Annotated in this window: 11 protein-coding genes and 1 pseudogene; 5 read left to right on the top strand and 7 right to left on the bottom strand. The window is 71.2% G+C overall.

All coding sequences use genetic code 11. The annotated features are described in order from the left end of the window. Nucleotides 1-131: 131 nt before the first annotated feature. Nucleotides 132-600 (bottom strand): annotated as a pseudogene (locus ACZ4K2_RS24540) (transposase); the annotation flags it as partial. Nucleotides 601-905: 305 nt separating this feature from the next. Continuing rightward, nucleotides 906-2,717, bottom strand: coding sequence for an acyl-CoA dehydrogenase family protein (locus ACZ4K2_RS24535; RefSeq protein ID WP_467475672.1), 1,812 nt, complete (start codon nt 2,715-2,717; stop codon nt 906-908). 489 nt (nt 2,718-3,206) lie between these two features. On the opposite strand from ACZ4K2_RS24535, the gene ACZ4K2_RS24530 reads away from it, so the two are divergent. The 3 genes from ACZ4K2_RS24530 (at nt 3,207) to ACZ4K2_RS24520 (ending at nt 7,376) form a co-directional block, all read left to right on the top strand. After that, on the top strand, nt 3,207-4,445 hold the full coding sequence (locus tag ACZ4K2_RS24530; protein WP_467475673.1) for an RICIN domain-containing protein: 1,239 nt from the start codon (nt 3,207-3,209) through the stop codon (nt 4,443-4,445). A 233-nt stretch (nt 4,446-4,678) separates the two neighbouring features. Next, nucleotides 4,679-6,112 carry a phospholipase A2 gene (locus tag ACZ4K2_RS24525; protein ID WP_467475674.1) on the top strand — a complete coding sequence of 478 codons (1,434 nt, stop codon included), beginning with the start codon at nt 4,679-4,681 and terminating at the stop codon, nt 6,110-6,112. Nucleotides 6,113-6,965: 853 nt separating this feature from the next. After that, complete coding sequence (locus ACZ4K2_RS24520) at nt 6,966-7,376, top strand: VOC family protein (RefSeq protein WP_467475675.1); 411 nt, start codon at nt 6,966-6,968, stop codon at nt 7,374-7,376. A 97-nt stretch (nt 7,377-7,473) separates the two neighbouring features. Here the strand turns inward: ACZ4K2_RS24520 and ACZ4K2_RS24515 are convergent, their stop codons facing one another. The 3 genes from ACZ4K2_RS24515 to ACZ4K2_RS24505 all read right to left on the bottom strand — a co-directional run bounded on the left by ACZ4K2_RS24515 (nt 7,474) and on the right by ACZ4K2_RS24505 (nt 10,716). After that, nucleotides 7,474-7,764 (bottom strand): ferredoxin, encoded by a 291-nt coding sequence (locus ACZ4K2_RS24515; protein WP_467475676.1) that lies wholly within the window; start codon nt 7,762-7,764, stop codon nt 7,474-7,476. Next, entirely contained in the window at nt 7,764-8,924 is a 1,161-nt protein-coding gene (locus ACZ4K2_RS24510) for a Rieske 2Fe-2S domain-containing protein (protein WP_467475677.1), read from the bottom strand. The genes ACZ4K2_RS24515 and ACZ4K2_RS24510 overlap by 1 nt, the downstream gene beginning before the upstream one ends. Before the next feature lie 274 nt (nt 8,925-9,198). Beyond that, the gene (locus tag ACZ4K2_RS24505; RefSeq protein ID WP_467475678.1) at nt 9,199-10,716 is read right to left on the bottom strand and encodes an FAD-binding protein; all 1,518 of its coding nucleotides are present in this window, start codon (nt 10,714-10,716) and stop codon (nt 9,199-9,201) included. Nucleotides 10,717-10,987: 271 nt separating this feature from the next. On the opposite strand from ACZ4K2_RS24505, the gene ACZ4K2_RS24500 reads away from it, so the two are divergent. Both ACZ4K2_RS24500 and ACZ4K2_RS24495 read left to right on the top strand, forming a co-directional pair. Next, entirely contained in the window at nt 10,988-11,605 is a 618-nt protein-coding gene (locus ACZ4K2_RS24500) for a TetR/AcrR family transcriptional regulator (RefSeq protein ID WP_467475679.1), read from the top strand. A gap of 156 nt (nt 11,606-11,761) precedes the next feature. After that, the gene (locus ACZ4K2_RS24495; RefSeq protein ID WP_467475872.1) at nt 11,762-12,547 is read left to right on the top strand and encodes an SDR family oxidoreductase; all 786 of its coding nucleotides are present in this window, start codon (nt 11,762-11,764) and stop codon (nt 12,545-12,547) included. A gap of 263 nt (nt 12,548-12,810) precedes the next feature. Here ACZ4K2_RS24495 and hsaA read toward each other — a convergent pair whose 3' ends face one another. Further along, entirely contained in the window at nt 12,811-13,977 is a 1,167-nt protein-coding gene (hsaA, locus tag ACZ4K2_RS24490) for a 3-hydroxy-9,10-secoandrosta-1,3,5(10)-triene-9,17-dione monooxygenase oxygenase subunit (RefSeq protein ID WP_467475680.1), read from the bottom strand. Further along, nucleotides 13,958-15,703 (bottom strand): FadD3 family acyl-CoA ligase, encoded by a 1,746-nt coding sequence (locus ACZ4K2_RS24485; protein WP_467475681.1) that lies wholly within the window; start codon nt 15,701-15,703, stop codon nt 13,958-13,960. The genes hsaA and ACZ4K2_RS24485 overlap by 20 nt, the downstream gene beginning before the upstream one ends. Nucleotides 15,704-15,707 lie beyond the last annotated feature (4 nt).

The following is a 15,707-nucleotide window of genomic DNA, read 5'->3' as shown; positions in this document are numbered from 1 at the left end:
GTCCGACAGGCCGACAGGCCGACAGGCCGACAGGCCGACAGGCCGACAGGCCGACAGGCCGACAGGCCGACAGGCCGACAGGCCGACAGGCCGACAGGCCGACAGGCCAGGTTCTGTCTCTTTGGCCAGCGTCGGGTCCAGATGAGGATGCCGGCGAGGTGGAGGGCGGCCTGGTGGGCGACGGCGAGTTTTTCGGTTCGGGTGACCAGGCCGCGCCGCTGTCCGAGCCGGTTGATGCACCGTTCAACGGCGTTGCGCTGCTTGTAGGCGTCCGCGTCGAAGCCGGGTGGGCAGCCGCCTTGGCGGCCCCGCCGCAGGCGGTGGCCGATCTGGTCGGACGGCTGCGGGATGACAGCTCGGATTCCCCGGCGCCCAAGGTCGCTGCGGATGACGTGGAAGGAGTAGGCCCGGTCGGCCAGCACGGCAAGGGGCCGGGTTTGTGGTCCTCACGCCAGGGCGAGTTGGTGCGGTACTTCCACACGATGGCCTCGAATGTGTTCGGCGGTGGTCGGCCCACCGCCGAACACGGACCAGACCGGCCGGCATCAACGGCTCGATCCGGTCCCACATCACATCAGTGATCACCAATCGGACAGTCACATCCGATCAACTGACCTACCGGCCAAAGAGACACGCGCTAGACGGGCCAGGTTCACAGACAGGCCAAGCGGGCCAGGCGGGCCAGGCGCGCAGCGCAGGCCGGGCCGGCCACACGCCCGGCGGGCCGCACGCACGGTGCGCCGCCGCCACCCACAGCCCGCACAGCACACAGCGGCACACCACGAGGACAGCACACCCCCGCGGGCCCCCTGCGGGCCAGGCACCCCGCAGGAACCACTCCCGCGAGCCCCCTACCCGGGCACCCCCGCCGGCCCCCTCACACAGGCACCACCCGCGCCCCCCCTTCACACGGGCACCACCTCCGCGGCCGGTGCGGGAGAGCGCAGCAGCGGATGGCGGGCCATCACCTCCTCCAGCGGAGCGAACCCCTCCACCAGCTCCCCGACATGCGGCACCAGCGCCTCGACCAGCCGCTCCTCCACATCCGGCAGCGACACCACATGATCCGCCGTCAGACGGCCGGCCGCGAGCAGGTCACCACTGTGCGCCCTGACCTGACGCAACGCGAACAGACGGTGCACCTGCTCCAGCACCACCCGGGCCCGCGGATGCGCGGCGGCACGCGCCGCGTCCAGCAACGCCTGGGCCGCACGCCGGTGCACATACGCCTCCACCAGCTGCAGCGCCGGCGTCACCGTCCCGTTCCACCGCGCCAGCGGATCACCCCGGCGCCCGCCCCGCAGCCGCGCACGAGCCCGGCCGTGCCAGATCCGCTCCACATCAGCGAGCAGCTCCTGCAGATCACCGCACTCCTCCAGCGAACGGCCCCCGACCGCAGCATCCGAAGGCGCCACCGGCGTGAAGGCGCCCAGCAGCATCTCCCCCGCCGCCTTCACCCAGATCACCCGGTTGTCACCCTCGGCCGTGATCGTCCCCTCGTTCGCGGCCAGCTGGAACGCTATCCCGTTCGACAGCAGCAGCCCCTGCGCACCGCACCGCTCACGGCACTCCGTCATCACCGCACGCGCCTGCCAGGTGATCCACGCCTTCGCGACCGCCGCCAGACGCTCCGTGTCCTCCCCCACATCCCCCGCGCCCGCGGCCGCCCACCGCCCCACCACCTCACGGTGCAGCAACGTCGCCGCATACGCCGTCGCCACCCCCGACACCAGCGGAGCGTGATGACTGCGGTGCTCCATCAGCAACACCTTACGGCCCGTCGTCATACCCGACGTCAGCCGCCGCTGCGAATACCGCACCGCCACCGCCAGCGCATGCCGCATCACACCCAGACTGTAGGCACTCATACACAACTTCCCCGTATGCACCCGCCGCACCGAACGCAAGAAACGTTTCCGCGGATTCCCCAGCACACTCGAGAACACCCCCTGACGCGACAAACGCCCGTGCTCCCCCTGCAACATCGCCTCGAACGGCAACCGCACCCCATGGAACGACGTCGCACAATGATCCACCGGAGCACTCGCCGTCTGCGGCAACGCCCGCACCCGCACCCCCGGATAATGCCGCCCCTCACCATCCGTCAACGGCGTCAGAAACAGAAACACACCATGATCGACACCCCCGACCACCAACCGCGCCGCGACCACCGCGTCCTTCCCACCCCCCACACCCGACGTATTCGGCATCCACTTGCACGCCCCCGGACCCGGCGTATCCAAAACAAAACCACCCGTCACAGGATCAAACGTCGCGGTCGTCTCCAGAGCTGCCGCATCATTCCCATGATCCAACTCCGTACACAAAAACGTCCCCACCCGGCCCGACCCCCCGGAAAACCCCTCCCACCCCCCACCCTCATGATCCAGCAAACTCCCCACAAACAAATTGAAATGAATACTCGCAATCGTCGCCATCCCCGCATCCACCACCCCCGCCCACTCATGCAAAGCCACCAACGACTCCACATCCGACACCAACCCCGCCACATCACCCACCGCATCCACGACCAAACCCAGCCGCCGATACGCCGACACCACCCGCTCCCCCGAACTCAACCCCTCCTCAAACACAAAACCCGAACCCCCGAACAAACACCTCCACCGCTCATGAACCCGCCCCGACCCCACCCCGAACACCACCCGGGCAAACTCACCGGACAACCCCTGCACACACACCAGTGAAGAAACAGACACAGACAGTAAAGATAGCGGAACCCCCCACACCACCACACCGTGACCAACAACACGATTCAACCCACACACCCCACGGGAACACCCCACCCCCACCCACCCCACCACACCCCCCACAACCACCCCACCCCACACAAAACCAACCCCACACACCAACCCCCACCCACCAAAAACAACAACCCAAAAACCCACCACACAGCCAGTCAGTTGGTGTTCTGGCCGGCCGGGACCTCAGCGGCGGTCGGACGGCCGGCAGGACGCGGGGTCCGTCCGGCCCTCCCCACCGCGTCCTCTTCGGTGTCCGCGGACATTCCCTCTTGTCCACTGCCGAACTGGGCTTATGTCATCAGGCGTTGATGGACAATCCGGTCGCTGGCCAGTGTCGGTGTCACCACCTCGTCCAGGCGCATCACACCAGATCGGACGAGGTTCCCGCCCACACTGGAAGGGGACGTGCCCGTGTCTCCAAGACGCATCACCCGCCCCAAACCCTTGGCCGCTCTCGTCGGCTTCACCGTCGCCATCGTGCTGGCCGTACTGCCCGCGCAGGCCGACAGCGGACCGTCCTTGTCGACCGGGACGCTCGGGAACAGCGCGGCAGCGGGTGGGCCTGTCACCCGTCAGCAGGTCATCGCCCGGGCCCAGACCTGGGTGGACCGTCAGGTCCCCTACAGCCAGAGCACCTGGGACAGGGCCCCGGCGACCGGCGGTCCGTACCGGCAGGATTGCTCCGGCATGGTCTCGATGGCTTGGCAGTTGCCACAGAGCCTCACCACCCTCTCGCTCCCGGAGGTTGCCGACACCTTGAGCGACTGGATGCAGCTCGAACCCGGCGACGCCCTGAACTCCGCCGAGCACGTCGTGCTTTTCGGCGGCTGGACCGACAAGGCCAAGGGCGACTTCATCTATTACCAGGAGAGCCGGCCCGGTAAGCCGGCCCAGAAGGTCCAAGGCAACAAATTCGACGCCTCACTCGCCGGCCACCCGCACAGTGCGTACAAGCCCATCAGGTACCGCAAGATCGCTGAGGAACCGGCTACGACCCCGCCGCCCTCGGCATCACAACCGCCCGCTCCAACCCCTGTGAGTCCGTCGGGTCCGCCACCCACTCAGGCCGAGCCCGTCCCGGCTCCTCCGAAGCCGTCGACCGCGGCCCCGGAGAGGACTGCGACTGCGGCCCCGGAGACGACCGAGACGCCCCAGACGCCCGGCACTCCGTCTTCCTCCGACGTGACCTCGGATCCGGGGCCGTTGGTGGAGGGGACACCCTTCGACGGGGAACAGAAGGTGCGGAACGTAGCGTCGGACAAGTGCCTGGACATTCCCACGGACAATGGGAACCCGCAGGTAGGCGGCCCGGTCCAGCAGTACGACTGCGGTACCGGCTCCGGTCGCAGTCAGCTCTTCGACGTCGTCTACACCGATGACGGCACCATGCTCGAGTTGAGCGACAGCTCGGAGTCGCTCTGCGTCGACCCGGCAGGCCAAGGCGCCCTCGACACGGCCACGTACGTCTATTTGGACGGCTGCGACGAGGGCACCGGGGACAACCAGCTCTGGCGCCAGGAGTGGAATGCCGACCAGACGGCGTTTCTGCTGGTCAATTCCCGTTCGGACGAAGCCGGCCAGCGGATGTGCCTGCACGGCGACGGCCAGTTGAACGACTCGTCGGTGACGGCGGAGCCCTGCGATCCGTCGGGCGACGGCGGCCAATGGTGGTCTCTGGCCTGACGTCCGCGGCCACGCGGCCCCCTTCGGCCAACCGGCCACTACCCGAATACGGCTGCGCTGTCCGCTGACGCACCGAACAACCTCTCACCACTCGCACGTCCCCAGCCGATGAACGGTCCAGCCCTCATGTCAGGCACCGCGCACCAGGTGCCCCGGCCTGCGGCTCTGGGCGGCGGTCTGTCGGACGGCCGACGTGCGCACCGCTTGCTCGACCTCACCCAGGAGGCATCCCGATGAAACGCACCTCCCTCTCCCAGCGTCGTCACAGCGCCGACGAACCGACCCGGCAGGCGCGCTCCGCGGCGCGGCGCCTGTCCACCGCCAAGAAGATCCTTTTCCTGCTTGCCGCGGGGGCCCTCGCCGTCGGCACCGCCGCGCAGGCCGACTCGTGGGATTCCGCGTCCGACGACAGCACCTCCACGGCGGTGCAGGAGCAGTCGGAGCCCAAGGTGGAAGACATCGCCGCCTCAGGTCACTCGGTGTACGCGCTGACCGAAGGGCACACCGCGGTCTACGAATGGACGGCCGAGCGCCACACTTGGGTGCAGATCGGCGGTCCCGCACAGAGCATCTACGCGGGCGGTGCCGGGCTGTTCGCCACCAACCCGGACACCGGAAAAATCAACCACTACACCGGCAGCCCCGGTCAATGGGAGGAAATCGGCGAACCCGGCGCAGCCTTCGCCGTCAGCAACGACCACCTCTACGCACTGACCCCCGACCGCCAAGCCCTCACCGAATGGACCGGAAACGGCACCGAATGGAACACCATCGGCGGCCCCGCCCAGAACATCCACGCGGGCGGTGCCGGGCTGTTCGCCACCAACCCGGACACCGGAAAAATCAACCACTACACCGGCAGCCCCGGCCAGTGGGAGGAAATCGGCGAACCCGGCGCCACCTTCGCCGTCAGCAACGACCACCTCTACGCACTGACCCCCGACCGCCAAGCCGTCACCGAATGGACCGGAAACGGCACCGAATGGAACACCATCGGCGGCCCCGCCCAGAACATCTACGCGGGCGACGGGACTTTACTGGCGACCAACCCGGAAACCGGCAAACTGTTCGCATACAGCGGTCAGCCGCAGAAGTGGGACGAGGCCGGGGAGCCCGGTGCGGACTTCGTGGTCGCCGGTGAGTTGTTCGGTGTCGCGCCGGAGGGCGATGGGGTCTACCGCAGGACCGCGCGGGACCTGACGGACTCGCTCGAAGAACAGTGGGTCTACGCCGGTCCTCTGACCTCCTCCGGAGCGACGGCGCAGGAGAAGATGCGGCGCCTGGAGGAGCTGACCTCTCCGGGAAAGATCTCGCAGCGGGAGTTCTTCATCGCCCGTGGCGCGTACGAGCAGGGTCGCGGAGATCTGTACAAGTTCAACTGGGAGAACGACCTCTGCAGCGCGTCCCGGGAGCACATCCTGGATTTCGACTTCTCCTCCGCCTGCATCCGGCACGACTTCGGATACCGCAACTACAAGGAGCTGGTGGGCGAGGAGCAATTCCGGCAGATGTTCAAGCAGCGGGTCGACGAGGTCTTCCTCGCCGACTTGCAGCGGGAGTGCAACAGCACCGCGGGTGACAGCGTCTACCTGCGGCCCCAGCCTGAGATCGACATGTGCATGGCCACAGCCAAGAGGATGTGGGCGGCCGTAGCCGCTCTGGGGTGACGTGAGCGCCTCGGCCGCACTGTCACCCCGTTGATGCGAGCCCTGGGGTGCGGCGGACGGATACCGTCCGCCGCACCTGCGTGCCCAGGCCGACGCGGAGTGTCCCCCACGGCGTCTGCGCGGTCACCGTTCGACGAACACGACCGCTCCGTCGCACGACAACCATGAGCGCCTGTGCTGGTTCATCGTTCGTGACGGCGGCCTTCGCCGGGTCGGGGCGGTACGTGTCGTGGGGCGGGGCGGTCGCCGTCTCGCCCGGCGACGGGAGTGAGGTCTGCGTGGCCCCCAAGGGCGCCGGGCTCGCGGTGGCGAGCAGAACGGGGTGCGGCCCCTTGCCGCGGTACGCCGGCTGGCCCGTCAGAAGCGTGGCGGGGCCTCCTTTGTAGCAGTACGCCTGCAGTTCGTCGGCGTCCGTCGCGACGGGGTGTGCCGCGACCGTGGGTGGGGCGGAGGCAGGGGTGACCGCGACGGACGGGGAGGGCGCCGCCTGCGTGTCGTCGCCACCGCCGTCGCACGCCGAGATCAGGAGCCCGGCCCAGCTGGCCATCGGGAATCAGCCACCCTGTTCACAGATGCGGGCCCCTCGGACCGGATGTCCCAATGCCGCCTCCGCCCAGGATGACGAACGTGACGCTTCACTCTCGGTGAGAGCGGATCGATCACCGTTCGCGACGGGGCATGGCCTTTCGACGGCTTTCGTCCAGCCCCCCATCCGCCCAGGCCGACGCACTGGGGTCACCCAACTGGCCCAAAGGTCGTGTCGTGGAGGGTTGCAGGACCGCTGCTGCCATGTGCAGGGACCGGATCGCTGGGTCATGCTGGGTCTGTTCCGAACCGATCAGGAGGTACGAGAATGCCGGCTGACGCCGCAGCTCACATCCGCATGGCCCGGCCCTCGCGTGACCTCCGCGCGGCGGAGGAGTTCTGGGTCTCGGGACTCGGCCTCGACGTCCTGTTCCGGCGTGCGGCGGACGGGGCCGCGGGCCACGGCTCGCTCCTGATGGTCGGCTGGCCCGAGGCCGCTTGGCATCTGGAACTCGTGCACGATCCCGCTGCTCCCCTGGAGCCGCGGCCGACCCCCGAAGACCTGCTCGTCGTCTACCTCGGCGAACCGGTGCCCGACTCCCTGGTGGAACGGCTCGAACGGCACGGTGGGAAGCGGGTACCGGCTCACAATCCGTACTGGGACACCTGGGGTGTGACCGTCCGGGATCCCGACGGATATCTGCTGGTGCTGTCCACCCGGACTTGGTCGAACTCGTAGCCCTGCCGAGGCGGCGCGCCGGCCGGGCAGGCGACGCGTCCTCGGCTCCGCTGTCGTCTCCGCTCTCGGTCCTCGCCCGAGGGGGCCGGTTTCGGGGTCAGGGGGCGGCGGTCGCGGCGGACGTCTGGTCGCTCTGGACGCGGATCCTCCCCTGGACGGCGGCCTCGCCGATCGCCGTGGTGAGGCTGTGGCAGCCCAGGAACGGCGTCGCCCGGTTCCCGCAGCCCGCCGCACGGCGTTCCACGCAGGCCCGCAGGGCCTCGGCGGGCCACTGGATGCTGGTCTGCTCCCAGCTGCTCTTGCGGGCTTCCACCCGCGCCCCGCAGGTGCCGCAGGAGACGGGGACCATCGGGGCGTCCAGGAGCCGGTTGTCGGGCCGGACCGCCATCAGGCGGGCCCGCTCGCGGCCGCCGCGGTGGCGTTCTGCCTCACGAGGTTCTCCTCGATCTCGGCCCGCCATGCCTCGTTGGGCCGGGTGGTGTCGATCTCGAACTCGAATCGGTCGGTCATCTCGGGGCGTACGTCGGCGACGTCGACGTAGAACTGCTCGTACCAGCGGCGCAGTTGGTAGACCGGCCCGTCCTCCTCGCACAGCAGCGGGTTGTCGATGCGGGCCTTGTTCCTCCAGATCTCGACGTCCTGCTCGAAACCGATCTTGATGAACTCGCCCAGGGTCCTGGCCACTTCGTCCGCGCTCTCGCCCATGTGCTCGGCCCGGCGCACGATGATGCCGTACTGGAGGACGAACGAGTTCGCGTCGATCGGGTAGTGGCAGTTGATCAGCACCGAGTTCGTGTCGCCGTCGGCGTAGTGGTACGTGAGGTCGTCGATCATGAACGACGGGCCGTGGTAGGTCGCCACCGAGGTCTGGCCGAGCATGGCGGGAGCGCCGCTGCCCTCGGCCTGGGGCCGGCGCACGTCCTCGCGGCCGACGCCCTTCATGAGCTGGGTGGCGGTGTGCCCCTCGAAGATGTTCTTGAAGTGCGTGGGGAACGAGTAGTGCACGTAGAAGAAGTGCGCCATGTCCACCACGTTGTCGACGATCTCGCGGCAGTTGGAGCCCTCGATCGTGATGGAGTACCAGGACCAGTCGGTCCACTCGTCGCTGGTCGCGCCCTCGATGCGGGGAATCGTCACGTCGTCCGGGGGCGGGTTGCCCTCCGGGTCGTTCCAGACGAAGAGCAGGCCGTCCTGCTGGAGGGTCGGGTAGGCGGCGGTGCGGGCCCGCATCGGGACGCGGCGGGCATAGGGGATGCGGGTGCAGCGTCCGTCGCCGCTCCAGCGCCAGGAGTGGAAGGGGCACGCGACGTCGTCGCCCTCCACCGTTCCGCGGGAGAGGTCGCCGCCCATGTGGCGGCAGTAGGCGTCGAGGACGTTGAGCCGTCCGTCCGACGAGGCCCAGACGACCAGTTTCTGCCCGAAGGCGCGCACGGTGTGCGGTGTGCCGTCGTCGAAGTCCTTGGCCGGCCCCAGGCAGTGCCAGCCGCGGGCGAAGCGGTTCGGGACGGCGTCCGCCTCGATCGTGCGGACTTCGGGCGAGGTGGTCATCTGTGGCCTTCCCTTCCACCGAGCCTGCGCTCGGCACGGTACGGGGCGGGTGCGCGTCGCCCGCCGCCGGTGGCGCCGGCGGTGACGTCTGCCCCGAACGTACGGTGCGCGGCGGTCCGGCCGGCCGGGCGGTCCCACTGAGCGGTACCCGCACGGGTGGTGAGCGGGCGGTGCCGGCCAGGGCACGTAGGCGCGTGGGGGACCTGCCCGGCGCGGGGCCGGTACGGGCCCCGGTTTCGCCGGGGCGCCCGCCGCGGTGTGGGCGTCGCCGGGGTCAGCCGGCCATGTCGTCGGCGGCCCGGGCCGCGAAGACCATCGCCGTGCCGATCGGGATGCCCGGTCCCGGATAGACGGAGCCGGTGAACGACGCGCTGGTGTTGCCGGCCGCGTACAGGCCGGTGACGGGGGTGCCGTCCGCCCGCAGGACCCGTGCCGACACATCGGTCACCAGGCCGCCCTTGGTGCCGAGGTCGGAGAGCAGGAGCGGCGCGGCGTAGTAGGGGGCCCGGCGGATCGGCCGCAGCACGGGGTCGCCGAACCAGTGCCCGAACTCGTCCTGCTCGCGGCCGAACTCCTCGTCCTTGCCGTTGTCGGCGAAGCCGTTGAACCGTTCGACGGTCTCGGTGAGCCGGTCCGTGTCCACGCCGATGAGCCCGGCCAGTTCCGCCAGGGAGTCGGCCTTCACCAGGGTGCCGGACTCCAGGTGTGCGGCCGGGTCGCCCCACGGCGGCTGGGTGACCGCCGGGAGCCTGCCCTCGGTACGGGAGTCGTAGACGACGAAGGAGGGTGTCCGGGCCGGGTCCGCCTGGATCTCCCGGCCGAACCGGTCGTACGGCAGGGACTCGTTGGCGTAGCGGGAGCCGTGCGCGTCGACGACGAGGCCGCCGGTGAAACCGCAGACGAAGGCGGGTCGCCCGTCGGGCATCCGGACGCCCGGGCACCACCAGCCCTCGTGCATCAGCTCGGTGGCCGCGCCGATCGCGACCGCCGCCTCGACGGGCTCGCCGGTGTTGGTGCCGGGCGGCGCCATGGAGCAGTCGGCGCGGCCGGGGACACCGTGCAGGCCGCGCAGGCGCTCGTTGTGCTCGAACCCGCCGGCGGCCAGGAGGACGCCCTTGCGCGCGCCGATCCGCACCCGGCGGCCCTGCCGGGTGGCGACGATCCCGGTGACCCGTTCGGGCGTGCCGGTCAGTTCGTGCATGCGGGTGTCCGTGGTCACGGTGCCGTGGCCGGTGCGGTGGTAGGCGAGCAGGAGGCGGCCGATCAGCGCGCGTCCCGCGGTCAGCGGCAGCGAGGTGTCGTGTCCCCGGCCCGCCCGGTCGCGTTCCAGCGGTGGGCGGACCAGGGCGAGCAGGTCGTCGTCCAGCTCGGCGGGGTCGAGGGCCCGGGGGACGAACGAGCGTCCGCCCGGCACCCTGCCGGGACGCTCGTAGTAGTCCGGGAAGACCTGGAACGCGAACGCGATCGCCGGGTCCTCCTCCAGCCGCTCGACCAGGGCGGGGGCCTCCGTGAGGAAGGCCTCCCGCTTGGCCTCGCCGCTGTCGCCGAGCAGCGCCCGCAGGTAGGTGCGGGCCGATTCGGTGGAGTCGGCGACGCCGTCGCGGCGCTGCACCGGTGAGCCGGGCAGCCACATGGCGCCGCCGGAGTAGGCGCTCGTCCCGCCCAGGCTGCTCGTGCGCTCCACGACCACGGTGTCCAGGCCCGCTCGGGCGGCCAGGTAGGCACCGGTCAGCGCTCCGGCCCCGGATCCCACGACGACGACGTCGTACTCCTCGTCCCACTCCCGCGTCACGTTCGCCCTCCCGTACTCGCCGGTGCCCGGCGTTCGTCGGTGTCCTGCCGGGCGTCAGGAAACCGCAGTCGCCGTGGTGGGCCAGTTCCAGTCCCACTCAGCAGTACCCGGGGGTGCGCGGCGGGGGTCCGAGTCGCTCTGATGGGGCGGGCGGGCCCGATGGTGTCCTCGGGGTCCGCGGCCGCCTCCCGTCCGGGGCGGGCGGCCGCACCGTTAGCATGGGGTGCCGGAGGACACGATCGCGAGCCCGGAAGACCGGAAGAGGGGTACCGTGCCCAGAGTCGCCGAGCATCGACCAGCGGCGGAGCCGCAGTCCCCCGGGCAGAAGGCGCGGTACGCGCGCATCCTGGCCGTCGCGTCCCGTCTGGGGGCCGAACGGGGCCTGCAGCACGTGCAGATGCACGACGTGGCCAAGGAGGCCGGTGTCGCGATCGCCACGCTCTACCGGTACTTCCCCTCCAAGACGCACCTGTTCACCGCGATCATGGCCGACCAGGTCGACCACATGGACGACGAGTCGCCCGAGATCCTCGCCGCCTGCGATCCCGTGGACGCCGTCGCGGAGACGCTGCTGCGGTCGACCCGGCACATGCTGCGGACCCCGCTGCTGGCGAGCGCGATGATGCAGAGCAACTACGCCGCGCACACCGCCACGGTCAGCGAGGCCGCCGGGATCGAGGCCAAGGTGGAGCGTACGGTGCTGAGGCTGCTCGGGCTCGGACAGCCGACGGACCGGGACCGCAGCCTGATCCGGCTGCTGATGAAGAGCTGGCATGGGGTGCTCGTCTCGGCGATCTACGGCCACACGCCCCGCGCCGAGGCCGAGACCGAGATCCGGCTCGCGTGCCAGGTGCTGCTGGGCGCCCGCTCCAACGCCCCCGGGCACTGAGCCTCCGCCCCCTCTCCCCTGCTCCCGGCGCCCCCCTGCGCCCGGTTCTCCCGGTCAACGGGATCCTCCCCGCGCGCCCGCGGCCCGGCTGCTTCGATCGTCGTGCACGACTACGACGACGGCCGCCGGGTCTCCTCCCGGCGGGGAGGGCGGATCATGGACATCGGCAACCCACTGGATCTCACGGGCCGGGTCGTGGTGGTGACCGGCGGGACGAAGGGCATCGGCTTCCGCATCGCCGAGGGGTTCCTCGCGGCCGGGGCACACGTCGTGGTCTGCGGACGGAGTGCGCCCGGTTCCCTGCCGTCCACGGCGGACCGGCAGGCGGTGTTCCTCCCCGCCGACGTGCGTGACCCCGAGGCCGCGGGCCGGCTGATCGACGGGGCGGTGGAGCGGTTCGGGCGGCTGGACGTCCTCGTCAACAACGCGGGCGGTTCGCCCGACGCCGACGCGGCGACCGTCTCGCCGCGCTTCGTCGAGAAGATCGTCGCGCTCAACCTGCTGGCGCCGTTCTACACCGCGCAGGCGGCGAACCGGGTGATGCGGACCCAGGACGAGGGCGGCTCGGTCATCAACATCGGCAGTGTCTCCGCGCACCAACCGCAGCCCGGCACCGCCGCCTACACCGCCGCGAAGGCCGGACTGCTCGGCCTCACCCGGGCCCTGGCCCTGGAGTGGGCGCCCAAGGTGCGCGTCAACCACATCACCACCGGGCTGATCCGCACCGAGAGCGCCGCCTCGGTGTACGGGGAGGACGGGGGCGCCGCCGTCGCCGGCGTGATCCCGATGGGTCGGATGGCCGTGCCCGCGGACATCGCCCGGACCTGCCTGTACCTGGCCGGGGACCTGGCCCGCTACGTCAACGGCGCCGACATCGCGGTGCACGGCGGCGGCGAGCTGCCCGCCCGCTACCTCGCGGCGAGGTCAGCCGGATCGCGGTGACCCCTCGGGCGTGCGCCTCCGGCCGCCCCTCCCCGGGGTCTGTCCCGTGCCGGGGCCTGTCCCGTCCCGGCCGCTGGACCGCTGTCCGTCTCGGCCGGTGCGACGCGGGCAGCCGGTTCCGCGGCCCTGCCGGCCGTCCCGGGGGCGCTGCGCTGCCGCGGGGCCGTCCTCGGGCTCGTCCGCCGCGGCCCCGCCGGGTGACCCGGGACCGCGACCGCCGGCGGCGGGGCACGGTCCCGGGGCGTGCGGCGAACGGCACCGCGTCAGATGAGGTTGTCCTCGACCGCCAGGCCCAGCGCGTCGCGGCCGTACATGGCCAGGGTCCGTTCGACGTCGTTGGCGACGTGCACGCTGCCGGCGTGCGCGTCGCGCCAGACGCGTTCGATCGGGTTGCCGCGCCGCAGCGAGTTGCCACCCGCCGTCTTGAACAGCAGGTCGATCGCGGCGACGGCGCGCTCGGTGCCGCGCACCTGGTCCCGGCGGGTACGCAGGCGCAGTTCCAGCGGGATGTCCCGGCCCGCGGCGGCGCACGCGCTCAGCTCCGCGAGATTGTGGTCCATCTGGAGGATCGTCGCGTCGATCTCGGACGCCGCGCGCGCCACGGCCACGTGGACGTGCGGGTCCTCGGCGAACCGGCCGCCGCCGAGGCTCAGCCGGGTCCGTTCCCTCATCAGCCGGACGTAGGACGCGTAGCCGCCGGCGACCGCGCCGACGATGGGTGCGGTGACCGCGCTGGTGAACACGGCCGCGAACGGCAGCCGGTACAGCGGGCCCGGGTTGGCCTTCTGGCCGGGGCCCCTCAGCTGGGCCTGCTCGTAGTTGCGGATCACCCGGTGCCGGGGCACGAGGGCCTGGTCGACGATGATGTCGTTGCTGGCGGTGCCGCGCAGGCCGACGACGTTCCACGCGTCCTCGATCCGGTAGTCGGACCGGGGCACGAGCACGGTCAGGAAGTCGACGGGCCTCCCCTGGTCGCCGACGACGAGGGCGCCGAGGAGCGCCCAGCGGGCGTAGCCGCAGCCGGAGGAGAAGCTCCAGCGGCCGGTGAGCCGGTAGCCGTCGTCGACCGGGGTGAGCCTCCCCACGGGCGCGTACGCGGACGAGATCAGCGCGTCGGGATCGTCCCCCCACACCTCCGCCTGTGTCTCGGCGGGGAACAGCGCGAGGTGCCAGGGATGCACGCCGAGGACGGAGGTCAGCCAGCCGGTGGAGCAGCAGGCGGCCGAGATGGCCCGTACGACCTGGTAGAAGTCGACCGGGTCGGCCTCCTGCCCGCCGAACGGACGGGGCTGGAGCATCCGGAAGACACCGGCGTCGATCAGTGCGCGCACGGTCTCCTCGGGGACGTGCCCCTGTTCGTCGGTGGTCCGGGCCCGGTCCTCGATGGCCGGGAGCAGGGCGCGGACCGCCTCAAGAACCGTGTTCCCCATGGTTTCGTCCCTTCGAGTGTCCCGGGAGTCCCGAGTGTCCCTGGCGGGCGTCAGGGCCGGTCCGGGCGCCCAGGTCCGTCTTGCGGATCTTGCCCGCGGCGTTGCGGGGGAAGGTGTCGAGGAGGACGACCTCGCGGGGCACCTTGAAGTTGGCCAGGCGTTCGCGGCAGAACGCGGTGAGTTCCGCCGGGGTGGCCTCGGCTCCGGGGCGGAGGGTGACGTAGGCGCGTCCGACCTCTCCCAGCCGTACGTCGGGGACGCCGACGACGGCGGCCTCCGAGACGGCGTCGTGCCGGCTGAGGAGCTGTTCGATCTCGGCCGGGTAGACGTTGAACCCGCCGACGACGTACATCTCCTTGAGGCGTCCGGTCAGGGTCAGCCGGCCCGAACCGTCGAGGTGTCCGATGTCGCCGGTGGCGAGCCAGCCCTGGTCGTCGACGGTGTCGGCGGTGGCGCGGGGGTCGTCCAGGTAGCCGAGCATCACGTTGTAGCCGCGGACCAGGACCTCGCCGTCGTGCCCCGGGGGCAGCGGGCGGCGGTCGGCGCCGACCACGCGCACCTCGACCCCGTCGATGGGGCGGCCCGCCGTGCGGGCGACGGTCTCGTCGTCGTCGGTGGCGTGGCAGACGGTCACGGTGCCGCAGGACTCGGTGAGACCGTAGGCGGTGACCACGACGGGAAAGAGTTCCGCCCGGATGCGTCCGACCAGGGTGACCGGTACCGTCGCGGCGCCGGTGACGGCCAGGCGCAGGGAGGACAGGTCGTGGTGGTCGCGGCCGGGGGCGTCCAGCAGGGTGGTGAAGACGGTGGGCGGCCCGGGCAGGACGGTGATCGTCTCGTCCTGGACGAGCCGCATGGTCTCGCGGACGTCGAAGACGGGCTGGAGCACCATGGTCGCGCCGCGCAGGAGGCAGGCGAGGACGCCCGCCTTGTAGCCGAAGCAGTGGAACATGGGGCTGATGATCAGGTAGCGGTCGCCGCGGGCGAGTCCGGTCCGCTGCGACCAGCCCAGGTAGGTGAGGACGTTCTGGCGGTGGGTGGTCATCACGCCCTTGGGCCGCCCGGTGGTGCCGGAGGTGAACAGCACGTCGGACACGTCGTCCTCGCGCACGTTCGCCGCCCTGGCGGCGGCGTCGGCGGCGGGCACGGCGGCGCCGAGGCGCAGGAAGTCCGCCCAGGGCGTGGCGCGGGGCCGGACCGGCGGGCCGCCGGGCTCGCCGGCCGGCCGTGCCCGGCGGCCCGCCGGTTCGTCACGGGCTCCGGCCCGCTCGCCGCGGTCGGCGTCCGGCCCGGCCAGGTCGACCACGTGGGCGAGTTCGGGCAGGCCGGGCACGGGACCCCGCTCCCCCGCCCCGGCGCCGATCATGTCCAGGTAGTCGTTGCCGAGGAAGCCGTTCTCCACGAGCAGCAGCCGGGCGCGGCTCTTCTCCAGCAGCCAGCGGGCCTCGTCACCCTTGTACCGGGTGTTCACCGGGACCAGGACGGCGCCGGCGCCCAGCACGCCGAGGGCGGCCGTGATCCAGCGGGCGCTGTTGGGTGCCCAGAGTGCGATCCGTTCGCCCCGCCGGACGTCCAGCGCCATGAGCGATCTGGTGACGGCGAGGGCCGCCGCGTGGAGTTGGCGGTTGGTCAGCCGCAGTGCGCCGTCGACCAGGGCCTCCGCGTCCGGGAAGGCGGCGGCGGCGCGGGCGAGGACGGCGGGGACGGTGGTCGCGTCGGCCGGCATGTCC

The sequence above is a fragment of the Streptomyces sp. NPDC025833 genome (genome assembly GCF_055558055.1).
This window is presented reverse-complemented; position numbering and strand designations above follow the sequence as displayed.